Origin of the sequence: Streptomyces asiaticus (assembly GCF_018138715.1) — a bacterium.
GTDB classification, from domain to species: domain Bacteria; phylum Actinomycetota; class Actinomycetes; order Streptomycetales; family Streptomycetaceae; genus Streptomyces; species Streptomyces asiaticus.
Window position 1 is genome coordinate 9,736,029 of the sequence record NZ_JAGSHX010000006.1, and the last position, 18,657, is coordinate 9,754,685.

The window sequence follows — 18,657 nt, forward strand, 5'->3', positions numbered from 1 at the left end:
TTTCACGACCGGCCCAGGCCGGTGAGGTCCAGCGACTCGGAGACGGTGTTCACCGGCAGGCCGGTGATGCCCTTGTTCGCCACCATCAGATTCGGCTGAAGGAACAGCCAGTCGGCCGCGGCGTCCTTGGACAGAAGCCGGGCGGCCTCCCGCATGTAGGTGATCTGGTCCTTCTGGGTGCCCTGGTCCGCCTTCTGCAGCAACGCGCGGAATTCAGGGTTGTCGTAGCGGGTGTAGAAGTTTTTGTCCCCGAACACCGTCTGCATGTCGCGGGGCTCCACATGGGAGATGATGGACATGTCGTAGTCGGCGTTCTTGAACACGGTGGACAGCCAGGCGGCGGGGAACTCCAGCTGATCGAACTTGACCTTGAAGCCGGCCTGTTCGAGCTGGCTCTTGACCACGGTGCCGCACGCGGTGGCATAGGGCAGCGTCGGAACCCGCAGCCGCAGCGTCTGGCCGGCCACGCCGGACTCCTTGAGGAGCTTCTTGGCCTTGCCGCGGTTGTACGGATAGTCGTTGTTGAGGTTCTGGTACCACGGGTCGGTCGGAGGGACCATGCTGCCGATGAGCTTGCCACGGCCTCCCCAACAGGTCTCCAGCAGGGATTTGTGGTCGATCGCGTAGCGGACCGCCTGGCGGGCCTTGAGATTCTTCAGCGGACCCGAGCCGTTGTTGAGGGAGAGGACCACCTCACCGTTGGTCGTGCCCTCGATGACCTTGTACTGCGGGTCGTTCTGGAACTGGTCCAGCGATTCCGGGGTCTGCATCGTGCCGATCACATTGATGGCACGCGAGCGCAGCGCGTTGTTCATGGCCGTCGGGTCCTTGAAGTACTTCAGGGTGACCGACGCGAAATGCGGTGTGCGCCCCCAGTAGTCAGCACGGCGGGCCAGCGTGATCGAGTCGCCGCGGTTCCACTTCTTCACCTCGTACGGGCCGGTGCCCACCGGATCGGTGGCCAGCTTGTCCACGCCGGTCCGGCTGAACATCGCGCCGACGCGGGTGGTCATCCGGTACAGCCAGTCGTTGCTCGGCTTTTTGAGGGTGACCCTGAGTTCCGTGGGCGACACCGCCCGCACCGTGTCGACGACGCTCATCTGGCCCTTCTGCGCTATCGTCCACGCGGTTTTGACGCGTTCGATGGAGAACTTGGCGTCCTCGGCCGTGAACGGTCGCCCGTTGCTGAACTTGGCGTCCTTCACCAACTGGAACGTGTACGTCTTGCGGTCCTTGGACAGGCTCCATGAGGTGGCCAGTTGGGGCTGTATCTTCCCGGACTGGTCCAGCTTCACCAGGTTCTCGTAGACGTTGTAGAGCAGCGCCTGCGGAATGGCGGCACCGGCGGTCTTGGTCATGTCGAGGTTGGCCGGTTCGGCGTTGAGGCCGATCTTCAGGTCGCTCTTGTCGGAGCTGCCGCTGCTGTCCCCGTCCGTCGTGGACCCTGCCGAGCAGCCTGCCACCAGCAGGCATGCGAGCGTGGCTGCGACCGTCCCGGTGTGCCGCGTGAGCTGCGCGTTCTGTGTCATGTGTGCTAACCCTGGCTTTCGATTGTGTGGAGGACGGCGGATGCCACATCCGCTGTAGTGGCGTTGCCACCGAGATCGGCCGTGTGGTGCCTGGTATCTCGCAAGGTGCCCGCCACCGCGCCGCGGATACGGCGCGCCGCGCCATCGTGCCCGAGGTCGTCGAGCAGCAGCGCACCGGAGAGCATGCACGCCACCGGATTCGCCACGCCCTTTCCGGCGATGTCGGGTGCGGAGCCGTGGACGGGTTCGTAGATGCCCGGCACATCCGCGCCCGGCAGGACGTTGGCACTGGGCGCCATGCCCATACCGCCGGCGAGCACCGCGGCGAGGTCGGACAGGATGTCGCCGAAGAGGTTGCTCGCGAGCAGTACGTCGAGGGAGCGCGGAGCCTGGATCATACGGGCGGCCATCGCGTCGACCAGCACCGTTTCCAGCTGGACCCGCGGGTACTGCTCGCCGACCTCGCGCACCACCCGGTCCCACAGCGGATAGCCGTACCGCATCGCGTTGGACTTGGTCACCAGGCACAGGCGCCCCGACCGCCGGCCGGCCAGGGCGAAGGCATGGTGTGCCGCCCGCTCGATGGCGCGACGGGAGTGCACGGCGACCTCGATGCCCAGATCGTGTCCGCTGCCGGCGTGCGCCATCCCGCCGGCACCGACGTACTCGCCCTCGGTGTTCTCCCGAACGATCACCAGATCCACGCCGTCGGTGTCGCGCACCTTGGTGGGCACACCGGGGAACGCCCGCACCGGGCGGAGGTTCACGGCGAGGTCGAGTTGCTGCCGCAGGCCGATGATCAGGCCCCAGACCAGCTCGTGCTCCGGCACATCCGGACGTCCGACGGCGCCGAACAACACGGCGTCCGCCTTCTTGACCTGGTCGGCCGCGTCGGTCGGCATGGCCGCGCCCTGCCGGAGGAACCGCTCACCTCCCCAGTCGAACGAGGTCACGTCGAGCCGGTGTCCGTCGGCCTCCAGCGCCGCCCGGAGCGTGGGCACGGTCGCCGCGACGACCTCCGGGCCGATTCCGTCTCCTGGAATGACCGCGAGCCGCACGACTTTGGTGTCCCGCGTCATGGACGCCACCTTCCGCTATCACTGGCCTGACCAGTAAGCTCACTTGGCAGGTACCGTGGCGATTGAAGCTGTACTTGTCAAGGGCTGAACGCCCTCAGGCATCGCGAGGGTGGCACCGCCCGGCGGTAGCCGGGGGAGTAAGGAGTGTGCGAGTGCTCACGAAACAGGGCCTGGCCGCCATGTCGGCCGTCGAGATGGCCGCCGGATTCGCCGACCGCACGTTGTCGCCGGTCGAGGTCCACGATGCCGTCCAGTCGGTGATCGAGGCGCGCGAGAGTGTGCTCAACGCGTTCTGGGTGCGGGACCCGGACGAGTCCCGCAAGGCGGCCCTGGCCAGCGAGGCCCGATGGGCGGCGGGGGAACCGCTCGGACCTCTCGACGGCGTGCCCGTGACGCTCAAGGAGAACGTCGCCCGTCGGGGTGTCCCGATGCCCTCGGGCAACGCCGGCACCGAACCCGTCGTCCCCGAGACGGACGCGCCCATCACCGCGCGCGTCCTCGAATCCGGCGGGGTGATTCTCGGATCGACCGTGATGCCGGACTGGGGCATGCTCTCCTCGGGCGTCTCCAGCCGGCACGGCATCTCGCGCAGCCCCTGGAACCCCGACTGGACGACGGGCGGTTCCAGCTCCGGCGCGGGGACCGCGGCCGCCGGGGGATACGGCCCGCTGCACGTCGGCACCGACATCGGGGGATCGATCCGGCTGCCGGGCACCTGGCTGGGCCTCGCCACGCTCAAGCCCAGCTACGGGAGGATCCCGCTGGACACCCCGTACCTGGGGCGTGCCGCAGGACCCATGACCCGCACCGTGGCGGACGCGGCCCTGTTCATGGGGGTCCTGAGCCAACCCGATTCCCGGGACTGGACGAGCCTGCCGCCGGAGGACATCGACTGGTCGGCACTGGACGGCGAGGTGCGCGGACTGCGGGTGGGAGTCCACCTGGACGCCGGCTGCGGGGAGCCGTGCGACGCCGAGATCCTCGCCGCGGTGAACCGCGCCGCCGCGGTCTTCGAGGCGGCGGGAGCCGTCGTGGAGCCGGTGGGGCCGTTTATGACCCAAGAGCTCCTGGACGACCTGGATCTGTTCTGGCGGGTGCGGTCCTGGAACGACTTCCGCGCCCTGGAGCCCGAGGCCGGACTGCGCGTCCACCCTCACATCGTCCGGTGGTGTCAGGGGGGCGCCGATGTGCCGGGCGCGAGGGTCCTCCAGTGCTACCAGCAGATCATGCGCATCCAGGCGCGCACCGTGGCGGCGACGCTCCCGTACGATCTGATGCTCTCGCCGGTGGCGCCGGTGGCGGCGTTTGCCGCCGAGCAGCCGATGCCCTTCCCGGGGGACGAGAAGACCATGGCCCACATCGGCTTCACCGCGCCGTACAACATGTCGGGCCAGCCCGCCGCGACCGTCAACTGCGGCTTCACCGCGGACCGCCGGCCCATCGGGGTGCAGATCGCGGGCCGCCGATTCGACGATCTCGGCGTCCTGAGGGCGGCGGCGTGGTACGAACGGAACCGGCCCGCCGAGGCGGTCCCGCGCTGGCCGGACGAGGCCGATGGGGCGCCCACGGGGGAGCGGACGACATCGACCACGCCCGAAGGGGGGAAGCCTTGAGCGACGGGGCACAGTTCCGGCAGGTCTCTCCGGTACGGCTCTACCAGCGCATCGTCGAGCAGATCGAGCAGGCGATCGTGCGCGGTGACCTCAAGCCCGGTCAACGGCTGCCGAGCGAGCGGGAGCTGGTGACGCAGTTCGGGGCCAGCCGTCCCACGGTGCGCGAGGCGCTGCGCGTGCTGGAGAGCGACGGCCTCGTCCGCTCGCGCCCGGGCGACCCGAACGGCCCGGAGATCCTGCCCTTCTCATCGGCCGGCCTGACCAAGCAGATGACCCGGCTCGTCCAGTTCGACAACGTGTCGATGGCCGAGCTGATCTCGTTCCGCATGATCCTCGACGGGTCGGCGAGCTCGCTGGCGGCCCGGCTGCGGTCCGAGGAGGAACTGTCCGCCATGGAACGGACGATCGCCGTCATGTCGGATGCGATCGAGGCGGGGTACGAGGAGTTCGGCAAGGCCGACGTCGCGTTCCACGAGGCGGTGGCCGTGGCCAGCCGCAACTCCCTCATCGAGGTCTGCAACCAGGTGGTCAGGGGCGCGGTCCTCGCGCTGATCTCGGACAAGGTCGCCCATGCGCACAACAGCGCGGCGCTCATGCGGGAGTCGCTCCGCCACCATCAGGAGGTGCTCGAGGCGATCCGGGCGGGGGACGGCCAGGCGGCGGCACGCATCTCGCGGCGCAAGCTCTACGAGTACTACGCCGGCTACGTCCCCGAGAACGAGCGGGGGCCGCTGCTCGCGCTCGTGGAGGACGAGGAGAGCTGACCCCCGCCGCCGCCCGGCGCGGGAGCCGCTTCCCTCAGTGCAGCGATCGCCCCGCCTTCGCCCATGAGGGGCAGCAGCGCCCGGCTGACCGTCCACACCGGGCGCAGGACAGGAGCCTCCCGGAGACCTGGCTTATGCGACCTAGCTACTGGTCGGACCAGTAGCAAAGTAGGTCACCGCGCCGGGCGTGTCCAGGGCCGCGGTTCCCCGAATACCTCAGGGCACGGGAGCTCCGCGTCGCCAGGAGTCGATGACGATCAGCGTCTTCGTCTGGAGCACACCAACCCCCTTGCGGCGCAGACGATTGACCACTTTTTGCAGGTCATCGACGCTGTCGACATGCAATCTGACGAGCGCGTCCACATCGCCGGTGAGCGTCAGCACCTCGTCGACCTCCGGCAGGGTCGACGCGAACTCCACGATGTCGTGGATATCGGTGTCGCCCGTGAAGCGCAGCTCGGTGACCGCCTGAAGACCCTGCCCCAGCTTGGCCTGGTCCGTCGTGATCGTGTAGCCGGTGATGATCCCCGACTCCTCCAGGCGTGCGATGCGCCGGCGGACCGGCGCCGGGGAGAGCTTCACCAGGCGTGCGATGTCGCGAACGGTGCGCCGCCCGTCAGCTCGCAGCAACTCCAGGATGTGCAGATCGACCGAGTCGAGATGTACGGGTGCCGACATGCCGGAAGTGTAAGCAGTACTTCCCCCAAGACTCACTCCAGCCCCTGCTGGACTGCTCAGGAAGAGCGTGTTCCGCATCGCTGTGCACACTTTCGTTGTGGACGGATCGGGGCCCTTGAAACCGTGTCCCGCATGTCACCGTCGACACAACCGGCAACACACGTTGCCCCCTCCGAAACCGTGAAGCCAGGCAGGCACCAGGCCGGTGCCGTGCTGCGACTCGATGTCCTCGCCACGCCCCTGGCGGTCGCCCGGATCGCCTCGATCCTGGCCCATCGCCAGTTCGACGTGATCACCATGGACATCGCCGCGCCCGTCGACGGGCTGCGGAGGATCACCATCGAGGTGGACACGACGGACGACATCAGATTGCGGCAACTCGGCAATTTCCTGAACCGCTCATCCGACGTCGTCGAGGTCTTCCGCCTCGCCTGAGGACGGCGATGAGCCCGGCGTCGCGCGCATGGGGAACGCGTGACGGCCTGTCGCGTGCTACCAGCGGCGATTACGGTGAGGCAGGTGACGCTCAGCGCAAGATCCCTGCTGCCGGTCAACCTCACCCTCGGCGTATTGCTGGTAGTGCTGCTGGCCGTGGCCGCGGGGGTCGCCCACTGGTCCGGTCTGTCCCCAAATCCCTCCGTCAACCGTCCACGGGAGATCGTGGTGGCCGGCGTGCGCGCGGCGGCGCAGCTCGCCGCCGTGTCCGTGATCATCACCTGGGCCGTCACCAACGTGGCCGGGTTGGCCGCGTTCCTGGTCGTGATGTTCGGCGTCGCCGTGCGCACGGCGGGCCGGCGGCTGACCAGCAACCGCACCTGGTGGCTGACCGCCGCACCGATCGCCGCCGGCGTCGTCCCCACCGTGGCCGCGCTGCTGCTGACGGGACTCGTTCCCGCGAAGGGGCTTGTCCTCATCCCCATCAGCGGCATCCTCATCGGTGGCGCCCTGACGGTAACGGTGCTCGCGGGCCGACGCGCCCTCGATGAGCTGGAACTCCGGCGTGGCGAGGTCGAGGCGGCGATGGCTCTGGGTTTGCTCGACCGGGACGCGCGCATGGAGATCGCACGGCCGGCCGCGTCCGACGCGTTGCTGCCGGGGCTGGACCAGACGCGCACGGTGGGGCTGGTGACGCTTCCCGGGGCGTTCGTGGGCATGCTCCTGGGCGGGGCGAGCCCGCTCATGGCCGGGGCGGTTCAGCTGTTCGTCCTGATCGCCTTGATGGCGGTCCAGGCCATTGCCGTCGCGGTGACCGTCGAGCTCATCGCTCGGCACCGGCTGTTCCGCCCTGGAGCGCATGCCACCTGACGTCCGCGCCGGGCGTGCCGGTACTGGCACGCTTCCTCGAGCGGCCGGACCTGATGGCTCTTCACCGCTGACCGGCCGTCCAGGACGTGAGGACGCGCAAGGCATCGTGCGACGGGCTGCCGGGCTCGGCGGTGAGGACCATGAGGCGCTGCCCCGAGCCGTCGGGGCTGCTCCAGATGTCGCAGTCCAGCGTCAGGTCACCGACCAGCCGATGCCGGTAGTGCTTGGTGCCGTAGCTGTCGCTGTTGACCCGGTGCTCGGCCCACCAGGTGCGGAAGTCGGCGTCCCTGACGGACAGTTCGCCGACGAGCTGCGTCAGCTCGGGGTCGTCGGGGTCGGCCGCGGCCTCCATACGCAGCGCGGCGACGGCGTCGCGCGCGTCGTGCCGCCACTCCCGGTGCATGTCTCGGACGATCGGGTCCGTGAACAGCAGGCGTACGTAATTGCGCCGCCCCGATGGCATCAGCGAGAAGTCGGTGAACAGGGCCGCGGCGGCGACGTTCCAAGCCAGGATGTCCATCCGGCTGCCGAGGACGATGGCGGGTGCTCCGGTGAGCTGATCGAGCAGGCGGCGCATGGTGGGCCGTACGCGCTGGGCGGGCCGCCGTCGGCGGCGCGGCCACTCATCGGCCCTGCCGGCGAGTTCGTACAGGTACTTCTGCTGGTCGTCGTCGAGGCGTAGTGCGCGGGCGAGGGTGGTGAGCACCGACGCGGACGCCCGGACGCGACCCTGCTCCAAGCGTGTGTAGTAGTCCACGCTGATGGCCGCGAGCTGGGCGACCTCCTGGCGGCGGAGTCCCGCGACCCTGCGCTGGGAGTCCGTCTCGGGCAGGCCCAGGTCCTGCGGCGCCAGCTGCGCTCGGCGAGCCTTGAGGAAGGCCCCGAGCTCGCGGGGGGCGGGTGCCGGAGTCATGGGTTCCATTGTGGCGTGAGCGGCACGAGGGGAGAGGGGGCAGGTTTCTTCCCACGCAGAAACGTGCCTCTTTTGCGTGCCGGGGGGCGCGCCGAGGGTGGGGGAGCGCCCGGCGATGTGCCGGGCGCGGAGCCCATCGTCCGGGGCGACCCACCGTTCATCGTCTGTGGCGGACCCACCGCCCCAGGGCGGACCCACCGCCCCAGGGCGGACCCACCGCCCCAGGGCTGACCCACCGCCCCAGGGCTGACCCATCGCCCCAGGGCTGACCCATCGCCCCGGCCCGAAGCACCGCCGTGGTGCGGCCCCGCCGAGACAGCACACACCTGGAGCATTCCGTGGCGAAGACCACCGTCACTTTCGACAGCGTCGGCATCCCGCTCGCCGGTCACCTCTACGTCCCCGACACCCCCGCGCGCGGCCCGCGCCCGGCGATCGTCGTCGGCCATCCCGGCAGCGGTGTGAAGGAGCAGGCCGCGGGCCTGTACGCGCGTCGCCTGGCCGAGAGGGGCTTTGTCACGCTCGCCTTCGACGCGGCCTACCAGGGCGAGAGCGGTGGCCAGCCACGTGGCCTGGAGGATCCCGCCCACCGTGTCGAGGACCTCAAGGCCGCCGTCTCCTTCCTCACCACCCGCGGCGAAGTCGACGCGGCCCGCATCGGCGCACTCGGCATCTGCGCCTCCGGTGGCTATGCACTGTCCGCCACCGCGAGCGATCACCGTATCCAGGCCGTCGCCACGGTCAGCGCCGTCGACATCGCCCGCCAGTTCCGGCTGGGGGCCGACGGGGCCCAGGACCCGGCCGTGTTCCAGAGCATGCTGGCCGCCGCGGCCGACGCACGCACCACCGAGGCCCGTGGCGAGACACCGCCGGTCCTGACCCTCTTCCCCGACACCGTCGAGCAGGCCCGCGCACTCGGCGGAGAACACGGCGCCGAGGGCTTCGCGTACTACCGCACCCCACGCGGCCGGCACCCCCGCTCGGCGGACTTCCTCACCTGGACCAGCGTCGACAAGATGGCGACCTTCGACGCCTTCAGCCCGGTCCCGCTGATGGGGCAACGTCCGCTGCTCATGATCGTCGGCACCCGAGCCGTCACCTCCTGGATGAGCGTAGAAGCGTTCCAGCGGGCCATCGGTCCCAAGGAGATCCACTGGATCGACGGCGCCGGCCATGTCGACCTGTACGACAGGAAGCAGTACGTGGACCCCGCCGTCGAGAAGCTCACGGACTTCTTCGGCGACCACCTGGGCCAGGCGATTTCGCCGACATCGACCAGCTAGGCATCTGCAACCGCAACTTCACCAACGGGGCTGAGCACTGCGCAGCCAGCGCAGCGAGGCGAGGCCCAGCGCGTTCATCATGGCCACGATGTTGGGATCGGCGGCCGGCCCGGCCGCGGCAGCGGTGCGCAGCAGAAATCCGGCGTGCAGGGCGAGCATCTCGTTGATCCGGGCGGGGTCGAGGTCGCGGGTCAGCGGGTGGTTCTCGGCGATCGGCCGCGGGTCCACGCCGCTGAGGGAGGCGCTCGACATCAGGGTGACCACGTCACAGTGACGGGGGCCGATCCAGGCGTGCGGCCAGTCGACGACGAAGACACGGTCCGCGGTCAGCATGATGTTGAACGGGTACAGGTCTCCGTGCAGAAGAGTGGCGCCGGCCAGCGAAGCGTTCTCTTCCAGGGCGGTGAGTTGGTCGAAATGGTGAGCTGCCCACGGTGACAGCTCCGCGACCTTGTCTCTGACGGCGGTATCGCCGGCCATCGCCCGCCATCCTCCCAAGCGCGGCTTGCCCAAGATCGCCTCATCCACCGGCGATGGCGTCAGGACCTCCGCCATATCGGTCACTGCCGCGAGCACTCTGTCGAGTTCTTCCCGCTGCCACGGCTGGGCGGGCAGGTGTCCCACGATCTCCTCGAAGGCCAGTACGACCCAGGTGCCGTCGTCGTACGCGTCGAGCAACCGCGGCGCCGGCACCTCCCTGGGAAGCCGCTCGGACACGGCGATCTCCCGGCGGTGGAAGTCCGCCACCGCCGGTGCCATCAGCGAGCTGGCCGCCTTGATGAAGGCACGCTTGCCGTTCTCCAGACGCACTCGTGCGGCGAGACCCTCGGAGAACCCGCCCCGCTGGCTGCTCGCATGGGCCACCGGGCTGCCGAGCAGCCGCCCGATCCGGGCTGTCACCTCGCGCGGCATCGCCGCCCAGTCCATCCTTCGGCTGCCTGTGGCCTCGGGCAGGCCGAGGCCCAGGCCCAGGCGCAGGCCCGGGCCCGGGCCCGGGCTCGCCGAAACGGGTCTGTCGTCGGGATCATGTGTCATGGTCGGCTCCGAGGTCGCGCTTCACCGTTCTCTGCTCTCCTCCACCGCGTAGCCGGGCACGGATGGCCATCGGACGGTCAGCACCACCGACTCTTCCTCCGCGAACCATGAGTGATCGACTCCGTGCCCCCACACGACGTAATCGCCCTGCTCTTCCAGAAGAACGTCGCGGCCGGGGAGCTCCACGCGGAAACGGCCGCTGATGAGAACCAGGAGAGCCGTGCGTTCCTCGCCCCGCACCCACTCCGCCCGTTCGTCGCCACGGGGGTGGACGCCCCATTTGATCTCCACGGCCTCGCTGTGGCGCGGGTCGCCGGCGTCCTTGAAGTGTCCGAGGAGCCACCCCCGGTCCAGTGCCGCATCCTTGCCCGCATTGCCCACGTATACGCTGTCGCTCACGGTGCCGGACGCTAGCAGTTCCTCGTATGCGCATCCCGGCATCCCCGTGGCCGTCGCGTCCTCATCGTACGGCGGCCGGGGGCGGGGCCCAAGGACGGTGCCCAGGACGTGTGTCGTGGGGAAGTAGCCCGCCTCGCGGGAGTCGTAGCTGTTGTGGGTGTTGTCGCCCAGGAGGATCAGTGCCCCGGGTGGGACGGAGCCACCGGCGGTGGCGTACGGCTCCGGGAGGGCTCCCGGGGGTGGTCGGTCGCCCGCCACCGCCGCCACCCGCTTGATCATCCACTGTTCCGCGGTACCGGTACCGGTGGCCGCTACCGCTCGGTGCGGGGCGGGTGACGGGAGCCCGTCGTCCTCCTGTCGTACGACGACCACCTGCCCGACCGCGCACCGCCCGCCGCGCCGCACCAGCACTCGCTCCCCGTCGCGGTACGTGGGTTCCATGCTCCCGCCCCGTACGGTCACGACCACGAGCGTCCGCCGCAGGACCGTTCCGGTGAGGAGAGCCGCCCCCAGGGCCATCCCCAGTCCCAGCACCATCAGATCCATCACACGGCCTCTTCCGGCGCCACCGGAGAGTCCCCGGCGGAGAGTTGATAGCCACCGGCCTGGAGGGTGAAGAGCCGCGCGTACTCGCCGCCCGCCGCCATCAGCAGGGTGTGGTTCCCCCGCTCGGCGACCCGTCCGTCCTTGAGTACGACGATGACGTCCGCGTCCCGCAGCGCGCTGAGCCGGTGCGAGATCAGGAGACTGGTGCGGGTGCTCCGCTCGCTCCGCAGGGACGCGTGGATCTCGTGCTCCGCCTCCGCGTCGAGTCCGGCCGATGGCTCGTCGAGGATCATCAGTTCGCGGCGCGTGGACGCGTCGCGCAGGAATGCCCTCGCCAGTGCCAGCCGTTGCCACTGACCGCCGGAGAGGACCACGCCCGTCTCCGGGTTGCCCTTGTCCTCCTCCGTGAAGAACATCCGGGTGAGCAAGGTGTCGTAGCCCCGGGGGAGTGCGGCCAACTGGCCGTCGATTCCGGCCCGTTGGGCGGCCTGACGCATCCGCTCACGCGATCGGTGCCGTTCCGCCAGCACGGTGAGGTCGCCGAGCGCGATGTTCTCCGCCGCCGTCATGTCGTACTGCATATAGTCCTGGAACACCGCGCCCACGCGTTCCCGCAACCGCGCGGGATCGACGTCACGGATGTCCACGCCGTCCCACAGGATCGCGCCGCGCGTCGGGTCGTAGAACCGGCAGAGCAGCTTCACCAGAGTGGACTTGCCCGCCCCGTTGAGCCCGACGAGGGCCAGCGCACGGCCCTGCGGAAGGTACAGGTCGACGCCGCGCAGCACCCAGGGGAGATCGGGCGAATAGCGGAACCAGACGTCCCGGAGCTCGATCCCGTGGCGCAGTGTCGGCAGCGGGCGGGGCCGGTCCGCGACCGGGAGGTCCGAGGTGGCCTGTGTCACCGCCGTGTAGTGGTCGAACATCAGCAGCGTCTGCTGGCCCTGCGCGGCGTCGCCCGCCAGCGAGGCCAGCGCCCCCTGCACACCGGCGATCGCGGCCACGAACATGGTCACATCGCCCACCGACAGCGCCCCGCCACGCGCCGCGAGGACAGCCCAGAGCAGCCCACCGCCGGAAACCAGCGCCGCCAGTCCGCCCAGCCCCGTCTGCACGGCGATTTCGCGCCGGTCCATGGCCCGCTTCGCGGCATTGGCCGTACGCCGTTCCATCAGCATCCGCTCGCGCAGAAACGGGCCGATGCCGAAGAGCCGGACCTCCTTGGCCGCCTCCACACTCGACAGCAGATCGGCGTAGAAGAACTCCCGCCGCTCGACCGGCCCGACCTCCCACAGCATCCGCGCCCGCCGCCGGGCCAGTGCCACTTCCGACCACAGCACGGGCACCCCCGCCACCAGCAGAATCCCGGCCATCGCGGGGCTGACGAGGAGGAGCGAGCCCAGGAAGCCACCGATGGTCACCCCGGCGCGCACGACACCCAGGATGCTCTCCGCGACATGGGTGGCCGTCTCGTGGCCCGCCTGCTGGGCCAGCCGCAGCCGGTCCAGGAAGTGCGGGTTCTCGAACTTGCCCAGCCCGACGAAACCATCGACGGCGGCGAACAGCCGGTCCTGCATCTCCAGCCCCACCCGGCGGTCCAGCTCCGCTCGCGCGTATCGCATGGCCTGCGAGGCCACCACCGCCGTCACACCGAGGCAGGCCATCGCCGTTCCGGGCAGCAGCAGCGTTCCCGGGGCACCGCTCGCCAGGTCGTCCATGACCAGCTTCATCAACCAGGCCGTCACCACCGGCAACGCGCTCACCAGCAGCGACAGCCCCATGTGGAGCAGCAGGGTGCCGGGGGCGGCGCGGGCGGTGACCGCGCAGACGGCGGCGAGCCGCCGCAGCGCGATCACGGCGCGCGCGCCCGGGGCGCCCGCAGGGGCGCAGGCGGTGTCCGCCGCCGACTCCTCGTGGCCGCCTCGCCCGCGCACGGTACTCACACCGGAAGTGCCGGCCGGGACAGGTCCACCGCGTCGTCGGTGACCACGACCTCGCCCTCGGCATCCGGCGCGACCATGAGCACGGTGGGGAAGGCCATGATCTCGAACGCCGCGCCCATGGGTTCCTCGTTGCGGGTCTGGGTCACGACCTTCGCCACCGACCGCAGTTCGGCGACCATGGGCGCGGCCAGGTCCTCATCGCCCACCACGGCGGCCAGCACCCGATCGCGTCCGCCGGGCACCGTACGGGCGTACTCCAGGAACTTCGGCAGCTGCTCCTTGCACGGCCCGCAGGTCGGGGTGAAGAAGCCCACCAAGGTGGTCCCGGTCATCATGGCGCGGCTCAACGGCTCGCCGTCCACGGTGTGGGTGGTGAACTCACCCACCGGCTCGCCGAGTTCGATCGCCGAGCGTGGCCGGTCGACGGACCTCGCCGCCAGCAGCTCGCCGTGCTCCCGCAGGCGCTTGATCACGCCCAGGGTGAGGATCAGGTCCAGCGAACACAGTGCCCCCACGAGCACCACGGCGCTGATCAGGACTGGCATGGTTCCTCCCGGATGTCCCGGATATCCCGGATGGCCTTCGGATGGTGTGTGCGCGCGTCGAATCGGGGATCCGCCGGGCCCTGGACGGGGCGAAGAGCTCGGCCAGGTCGTCGAGTACGGTCACCAGGGCACCCGCGACGAGCCCGGCGGCCGCCGCCACGAGCGCTCCCGTCGCCGTCGCCGGTGCCGGGCCCGCCAGTGTCATCAGGCCGGCCGCCGCCGCGATGGCGGTCAGCACTACATTGCGCAGGAGATGGCGGCGGCCCAGCGGGGCCGCCGAGGCCCCGAAACAGCGGCAGGTGGCGCCCGTTCCCCGCCGTATCGTGCGGGCTGTCGCCGCCGAGAAAACGCTCAACAGCCCCGCCGCGAGGGCCAGTCCGGCCATGGTGGCGCCGTCCGAGGGCGGGATGAGCAGGGCACAGACCGCGCCCTCCGCGGTGACCACGGCCGCCGCCGCGGGTTCGACCAGCCGCGGTGGGACCACTCCCATGGCGGGCAGCGATTCCACGAAGGCCGCGAACCTGCCCCGGCCCGCCGACTTGCTCAGGAAGGCGATCAGGAAGACCACGCCGATCATGGCCCGGACCGCGATCACCAGATACTGCACGGCAACCCTTTCAATCGAGGTAGGGATGCGGGCTGAGCGTGAAGACGGCCCCCGAATGCCCCCGTTGGCCACTCGGGGGCCGCCTGCCCGCTGTCGTTCAGCGGTGCGCCGCGTACGCCGTCGTCCAGGAGCAGACGGCGGCCGGCGCGGCCCTGCGCGGTGTCAGCAGCCCACGCAACCGGTGCAGTCGAAGCCTCCGGCCGAGTTCTTGCAGCACCGGGCGTTACAGCTGCACGAACCGCCGTACTGCCGGTTGCACTGCCAGCATTGCGGCCAGCACTGCTTCACCTGCACGGCAGAGGCCTCCACCTGGGGAACGAACAGGCCGAGCAGCCTGCTGCCCATCGTGGTGAGCGTCCTGTACATGTCCACCCTCCTTCCGTCGAGTCCGGCCCGGCTCCGTGGACTGGGCGCGGGCCGATGTGGGGTCGAGCCGGCAGACGGCGCCTGCCGACTCCGCCACCATCGCGATCCGGCAGGAGGGATGTCTTGTACGAATGCGACGCCGGGAGCGCGCGGCCCTCACTCGGCGAGCAGAACGCTGGTGACCTGATCGGGCAGGAAGTCCAGCGGGTCGCCGGGCTTGGAGGACGCCCGGCGGGTTCCGAACCGGCCCGGCGTACAGCCGACCCGGTCCTTGAAGGCCCGGGTGAAATGGGCCTGGTCGTAGTAGCCCGCGAGGGCCGCCGCCTCCGCCCACGGCAGACCGCCGTCCTGGAGGCGCAAAGCCTCCTGTAGCCGCAGCACCTGGGCGAACTGCTTGGGTGGCAGGCCCACTTGCTCGCGGAAACGCCGCTCCAGCCGTCGGCGGCTCCATCCGGTCTCGGTGGCCAGGTCCCCCACGCGTATCCGGCCGTGGGTGCGTCCCATCCGCCGCCATGCCCAGACCACCTCGGGCGCGCACTCCGGCCCGGCCTGGGCCCGGGCCGCGAACACCCCGTCGAGCACGTCGAAGCGCGATGTCCAGTCGCGGCACTCGGACAGGCGGCAGAGGAGGCGGCCCGCCTCCCGGCCGAGAAGATCGGCCGGGTCCAGGTTGCGCTCCGCCAGCTCGGCCATCGGCATGCCGAAGAAGCGGAAGGCCGCGATCGGCGTCAGCATGACCGTCACACCGGACAACTGGCCGGTGTGCTCGCCCAGCGTGGCGGTGGCCCGTAAGCCGTTGATCATTGAGGTTCCGGTGACGGACTGGCGCGGATCCACCGCGTCGGCGATCCGTACCGGCTCGCCGAACCCGAGCATCACCTTCACCACACCGTCCGGCACCAGCAGCCGACATCGGGGCTGACGCGCCCCGAACCGGAAGCCCCGGTATCCCAGCACATGCTCGCGCGCGGCGGCACCGGGTTTCCTGGTGATCAGCTCTCGTGAATCCGCCGCACTCGATAAGGCCCTCGGCGAGTGCTTCTTGTGCATTTTGCTTCCCCCTCGTGTCCGTGGATCGGTCACATAGGGCCCATCGTGTCCGGCGGGGGGAGGCGGGGACCACAGCGATCAGGCCAATGCGGACGGCGGGGCCGCGCCAGTGCACCGACTACCCGTCGCCGCTCCGCTCCGCGAACCGGTTCCACCAGTAGGTCGAGCCGTAGGCCCCGCGACCGGGGATGCCCCGCGTCGCGCGGCCGCACCGCCTGACCGTTGCGCTCCGGCCAGGCGTCGGACTCCACGGCAGGCTCAGGCTGTGCACTGCCCGGTCGCCTGCCGGCAGGCGCGTATGTAGTCCAGCACCAGGGGACGGTGGTCATCGGCGCGCCGGGCGAGTGCGTACTGGCTCGGTGAGAGGCCGCGCACCGGCCGGGTCACGACGCCGCCCAGGGTGATGAGCGGCGCGTTCCCGTTGGCCAGCAGGCAGACCCCGCGCCCGTCCACCAGCGCCTCGTACGTCTCCTCGGTACTGGCGATCTCGGCGCCGACGATCGGTGGCCGGCCGCCACGGGCGTCCGTGGCGAGCCAGTACTCCCGGAGCGCACCGGCGCTCGGCGGCAGTGCGAGGAACGGCTCGTCCAGCAGGTCGGCGAAGTCGACCGTGTCCCGGGCGGCCAGGGGATGCTCCTCGGGCAGCGCGACCAGACGGGGTTCCTGGGCCACCACCACCCAGGTGTAGCGGTCCGGGTCGGGCATCGGGAGCCAGACGAAGGCGAGGTCGCTGGAGCCGTCCGCGAGACCCGCGGTCGGATCCTCCCAGCTCACCTGGCGCAGTTTCATAAGGGCGTCGGGGTGGGCGTCGGTGAACCGGGACCTGATCCCCGGCAGCAGACCGCCGCGGCCCGGGCTGGTGCTCATCCCCACGACGAGGGTCGCCCGTTGCCCGGCCTTGGCCTTCTCGACCGCTTCCCGCGCGGCGTCCCATGCGGCGAGCACCTGCTGGGCGTGGGGCAGCAGTGCGGCGCCCACCGGTGTGAGCCGGACACTCCTGCCGTCCCGTACGAACAGCGGCGCGCCGAGCAGGCGCTCCAGCATCCGGATCTGCTTGCTCAGCGCCGGCTGTGAGATGAACAGCCGCTCGGCCGCGCGGGTGAAGCGCAACTCCTCGGCCACGGCGGTGAAGTACCGGAGATCCCTCCCATGCACATCCATAACCATCGGTTATCACAGCGGGTCTTGGACGCGCAAAGGGCTTCTCCGCGAGAGTCGATCCCGGAGAGCACAACACTTACGTGAAGGGATGTCCGATGGGCAAGGTCTGGCTGGTGACCGGGGCGAACAGTGGCTTCGGCCGGGCGATCACCGAGGCCGCGGTGGCCGCCGGGGACGTGGTCGTGGCCACCGCACGCCGTGTGGAGGCGCTGAGCGACCTCGTGGCCGCGCACCCCGACCAGGTGGAGGCGCTGACGCTGGACGTCACCGATATCGCCGGGATCGAGGCCACCGTGCGGGATGTGGTGAGCCGTCACGGCAGGGTCGACGTCCTGGTCAACAACGCGGGGCGCGGCCACGTCGGCGCGGCCGAGGAGACCACCGACGCTGAGCTGCGCTCGCTGTTCGACCTGCATGTCTTCGGGCCGGCCGCCCTGGTCAGGGCCGTGCTTCCCGCCATGCGGGCCCGGCGCTCCGGTGCGATCGTCCAGATGAGCAGCATGAGCGGCCAGATGTCCTTCGCCGGATTCTCCGCCTACAGCGCCACCAAATTCGCCCTGGAGGGATTCTCGGAGGCGCTGGTGGCGGAGGTGCGCCCGCTCGGCATCAAGGTGCTCATCGTGGAGCCCGGCGCCTTTCGTACCAGCCTGATGGACAACACCGGCGCCAGCGAGGAGATCGCCGACTACGCCGAGACGGTCGGGCCCACCCGGCGGATGACCCGGACCGCCGGGGGCGCGGAGCCGGGCGACCCGGCCAGGGCCGCGGCGGCGATCCTGGCCGCCCTGAACGCCGAGCCGACGCCGCTGCGGCTGCCCCTGGGCAGCGACGCGGTCGACGCGGTCCTCACCCACCTCGACGCCATCCGCTCCGACGTCACCACCTGGGAGAAGACCGCTCGCGACACCGCCTACCCGCGGTAGACACCACCTCGGACGTTCACCGCTGAGGGTCCGTTTCCCGCTGGGCGGCGTACCAGCCCAGTGCGCCCGGCCCGTGGCCGGACGCCTATGGCCGCCGTATCAGGCCGGTGAGGTGACGGTCCGGCCGAGGTGCCGGGCGAAGAACCGGACCGCGCTGTCGGCCTCGAACCTGGGCACTTCCTTGTGCCGGCCCGCGTTGGCGTGCAACGTCTTCTCCTTCGAGGCGAAGGCGTCGAACAACGCCAGACCGGACTGGCGCGGGATGTGCTCGTCGTCCCACTGGAGCACGAACTCGATCGGAATGGTGATCCGCTGGGCCGTCTCGGCCAAGTCGTGCCAGAAGATGCCGAAGACCGCGGCGGTGATCCTGGGCTCGGCCGCCACCAGCGGCACCCCGATCGCGGTGCCCATGTTCAGACCGAAGTAGCCGACCGGCCCGTCCGCGCCGATCTCCGGCAGCTCCTGGAGGGCGTCCAGTGTCGCCCGCCACTCCGGTACGGCACGCTCGGCCAGATGGGCGTTGTAGCGGACGACGATCGGGCCGACCGGCTCGCCCGCCGCCATCGCCCGCCGCATCGCGGCGATCTCCCGCTCATCGACCGCCGTACGCGGCCGGCCGCCATGACCGGGCGCGTCGATGACGGCGACGTGGAAACCACAGCCGGCGATGAGGCGTTCCGCACGGCCCGACATCGCCGGAGCCTTCTTGTGGGTGCCGCCACCGTGCCCCATGAGCACCAGCGGCGCGCGCTCGGGGCCGGTCGCGGGTGACCAGAGCACACCGGTGACCTCACCGACGGTGAAGTCGCGTTCCATCACACCGCTGGACGATGTCTCCGCGGTGAACTGCAAAGGATTCATAGTGTGTTGCCTTTCGGGAGTGCCTGTTGTCCAGGCGCTCCCGGCGACACCTACGTC

Annotated in this window: 19 protein-coding genes and 1 pseudogene; 6 read left to right on the top strand and 14 right to left on the bottom strand. The window is 70.3% G+C overall.

Going from position 1 to position 18,657, the window contains the following annotated elements; translation table 11 throughout:
* Nucleotides 1-2: 2 nt before the first annotated feature.
* Both KHP12_RS48740 and KHP12_RS48745 read right to left on the bottom strand, forming a co-directional pair.
* Nucleotides 3-1,529 carry an ABC transporter substrate-binding protein gene (locus KHP12_RS48740; RefSeq protein WP_086880787.1) on the bottom strand — a complete coding sequence of 509 codons (1,527 nt, stop codon included), beginning with the start codon at nucleotides 1,527-1,529 and terminating at the stop codon, nucleotides 3-5.
* 5 nt (nucleotides 1,530-1,534) lie between these two features.
* On the bottom strand, nucleotides 1,535-2,608 hold the full coding sequence (locus KHP12_RS48745) for an isocitrate/isopropylmalate dehydrogenase family protein (RefSeq protein ID WP_086880786.1): 1,074 nt from the start codon (nucleotides 2,606-2,608) through the stop codon (nucleotides 1,535-1,537).
* A gap of 152 nt (nucleotides 2,609-2,760) precedes the next feature.
* Between KHP12_RS48745 and KHP12_RS48750 the strand changes: the two genes are divergently transcribed.
* Both KHP12_RS48750 and KHP12_RS48755 read left to right on the top strand, forming a co-directional pair.
* Entirely contained in the window at nucleotides 2,761-4,221 is a 1,461-nt protein-coding gene (locus KHP12_RS48750) for an amidase (protein ID WP_208652917.1), read from the top strand.
* Nucleotides 4,218-4,985, top strand: a complete 768-nt coding sequence (locus KHP12_RS48755; RefSeq protein ID WP_086880785.1) for a FadR/GntR family transcriptional regulator — start codon at nucleotides 4,218-4,220, stop codon at nucleotides 4,983-4,985. The genes KHP12_RS48750 and KHP12_RS48755 overlap by 4 nt, the downstream gene beginning before the upstream one ends.
* A 216-nt stretch (nucleotides 4,986-5,201) precedes the next feature.
* On the opposite strand, the gene KHP12_RS48760 is transcribed toward KHP12_RS48755, so the two are convergent.
* A complete protein-coding gene (locus tag KHP12_RS48760; RefSeq protein ID WP_086880784.1) occupies nucleotides 5,202-5,663 on the bottom strand; it encodes an Lrp/AsnC family transcriptional regulator in 462 nt (153 codons plus the stop codon).
* Nucleotides 5,664-5,843: 180 nt separating this feature from the next.
* On the opposite strand from KHP12_RS48760, the gene KHP12_RS48765 reads away from it, so the two are divergent.
* Both KHP12_RS48765 and KHP12_RS48770 read left to right on the top strand, forming a co-directional pair.
* Nucleotides 5,844-6,098 (top strand): ACT domain-containing protein, encoded by a 255-nt coding sequence (locus KHP12_RS48765; protein WP_143677931.1) that lies wholly within the window; start codon nucleotides 5,844-5,846, stop codon nucleotides 6,096-6,098.
* An 84-nt stretch (nucleotides 6,099-6,182) separates the two neighbouring features.
* On the top strand, nucleotides 6,183-6,968 hold the full coding sequence (locus KHP12_RS48770; protein ID WP_086880782.1) for an ABC transporter permease: 786 nt from the start codon (nucleotides 6,183-6,185) through the stop codon (nucleotides 6,966-6,968).
* Between the two features lie 61 nt (nucleotides 6,969-7,029).
* On the opposite strand, the gene KHP12_RS48775 is transcribed toward KHP12_RS48770, so the two are convergent.
* Nucleotides 7,030-7,881 carry a helix-turn-helix domain-containing protein gene (locus tag KHP12_RS48775; protein ID WP_086880781.1) on the bottom strand — a complete coding sequence of 284 codons (852 nt, stop codon included), beginning with the start codon at nucleotides 7,879-7,881 and terminating at the stop codon, nucleotides 7,030-7,032.
* 338 nt (nucleotides 7,882-8,219) lie between these two features.
* On the opposite strand from KHP12_RS48775, the gene KHP12_RS48780 reads away from it, so the two are divergent.
* Nucleotides 8,220-9,164: an alpha/beta hydrolase gene (locus KHP12_RS48780; protein WP_086880780.1), complete on the top strand. Its 945-nt coding sequence runs from the start codon at nucleotides 8,220-8,222 to the stop codon at nucleotides 9,162-9,164.
* 18 nt (nucleotides 9,165-9,182) lie between these two features.
* Here the strand turns inward: KHP12_RS48780 and KHP12_RS48785 are convergent, their stop codons facing one another.
* The 9 genes and pseudogenes from KHP12_RS48785 to KHP12_RS48815 form a co-directional block, all read right to left on the bottom strand.
* A complete protein-coding gene (locus tag KHP12_RS48785) occupies nucleotides 9,183-10,199 on the bottom strand; it encodes an aminoglycoside phosphotransferase family protein (protein WP_244202650.1) in 1,017 nt (338 codons plus the stop codon).
* A gap of 21 nt (nucleotides 10,200-10,220) precedes the next feature.
* Nucleotides 10,221-10,598 (bottom strand): cupin domain-containing protein, encoded by a 378-nt coding sequence (locus KHP12_RS52095; RefSeq protein ID WP_037961187.1) that lies wholly within the window; start codon nucleotides 10,596-10,598, stop codon nucleotides 10,221-10,223.
* Nucleotides 10,599-10,703: 105 nt separating this feature from the next.
* Nucleotides 10,704-11,144, bottom strand: a pseudogene (locus KHP12_RS52100) (S26 family signal peptidase); the annotation flags it as partial.
* The gene (locus KHP12_RS48795) at nucleotides 11,144-13,087 is read right to left on the bottom strand and encodes an ABC transporter ATP-binding protein (RefSeq protein ID WP_086880778.1); all 1,944 of its coding nucleotides are present in this window, start codon (nucleotides 13,085-13,087) and stop codon (nucleotides 11,144-11,146) included. The pseudogene KHP12_RS52100 and the gene KHP12_RS48795, both read right to left, overlap by 1 nt.
* A complete protein-coding gene (locus KHP12_RS48800) occupies nucleotides 13,084-13,584 on the bottom strand; it encodes a TlpA family protein disulfide reductase (protein ID WP_372455335.1) in 501 nt (166 codons plus the stop codon). Before KHP12_RS48800 ends, KHP12_RS48795 begins: the two co-directional genes overlap by 4 nt.
* Nucleotides 13,466-14,311: a MauE/DoxX family redox-associated membrane protein gene (locus tag KHP12_RS53735; protein WP_372455286.1), complete on the bottom strand. Its 846-nt coding sequence runs from the start codon at nucleotides 14,309-14,311 to the stop codon at nucleotides 13,466-13,468. Before KHP12_RS53735 ends, KHP12_RS48800 begins: the two co-directional genes overlap by 119 nt.
* Nucleotides 14,312-14,401: 90 nt before the next feature.
* The gene (locus tag KHP12_RS48805) at nucleotides 14,402-14,605 is read right to left on the bottom strand and encodes a hypothetical protein (protein ID WP_037961106.1); all 204 of its coding nucleotides are present in this window, start codon (nucleotides 14,603-14,605) and stop codon (nucleotides 14,402-14,404) included.
* Nucleotides 14,606-14,761: 156 nt separating this feature from the next.
* On the bottom strand, nucleotides 14,762-15,655 hold the full coding sequence (locus KHP12_RS48810; protein WP_211834729.1) for a helix-turn-helix domain-containing protein: 894 nt from the start codon (nucleotides 15,653-15,655) through the stop codon (nucleotides 14,762-14,764).
* Between the two features lie 258 nt (nucleotides 15,656-15,913).
* Nucleotides 15,914-16,822 (bottom strand): LysR family transcriptional regulator, encoded by a 909-nt coding sequence (locus KHP12_RS48815; protein WP_208652916.1) that lies wholly within the window; start codon nucleotides 16,820-16,822, stop codon nucleotides 15,914-15,916.
* A gap of 89 nt (nucleotides 16,823-16,911) precedes the next feature.
* Here KHP12_RS48815 and KHP12_RS48820 point away from each other — a divergent pair, with 89 nt between their 5' ends.
* The gene (locus KHP12_RS48820) at nucleotides 16,912-17,739 is read left to right on the top strand and encodes an oxidoreductase (protein ID WP_211834730.1); all 828 of its coding nucleotides are present in this window, start codon (nucleotides 16,912-16,914) and stop codon (nucleotides 17,737-17,739) included.
* A 99-nt stretch (nucleotides 17,740-17,838) separates the two neighbouring features.
* Here KHP12_RS48820 and KHP12_RS48825 read toward each other — a convergent pair whose 3' ends face one another.
* Complete coding sequence (locus KHP12_RS48825) at nucleotides 17,839-18,600, bottom strand: alpha/beta fold hydrolase (RefSeq protein ID WP_086880773.1); 762 nt, start codon at nucleotides 18,598-18,600, stop codon at nucleotides 17,839-17,841.
* Between the last annotated feature and the right edge of the window lie 57 nt (nucleotides 18,601-18,657).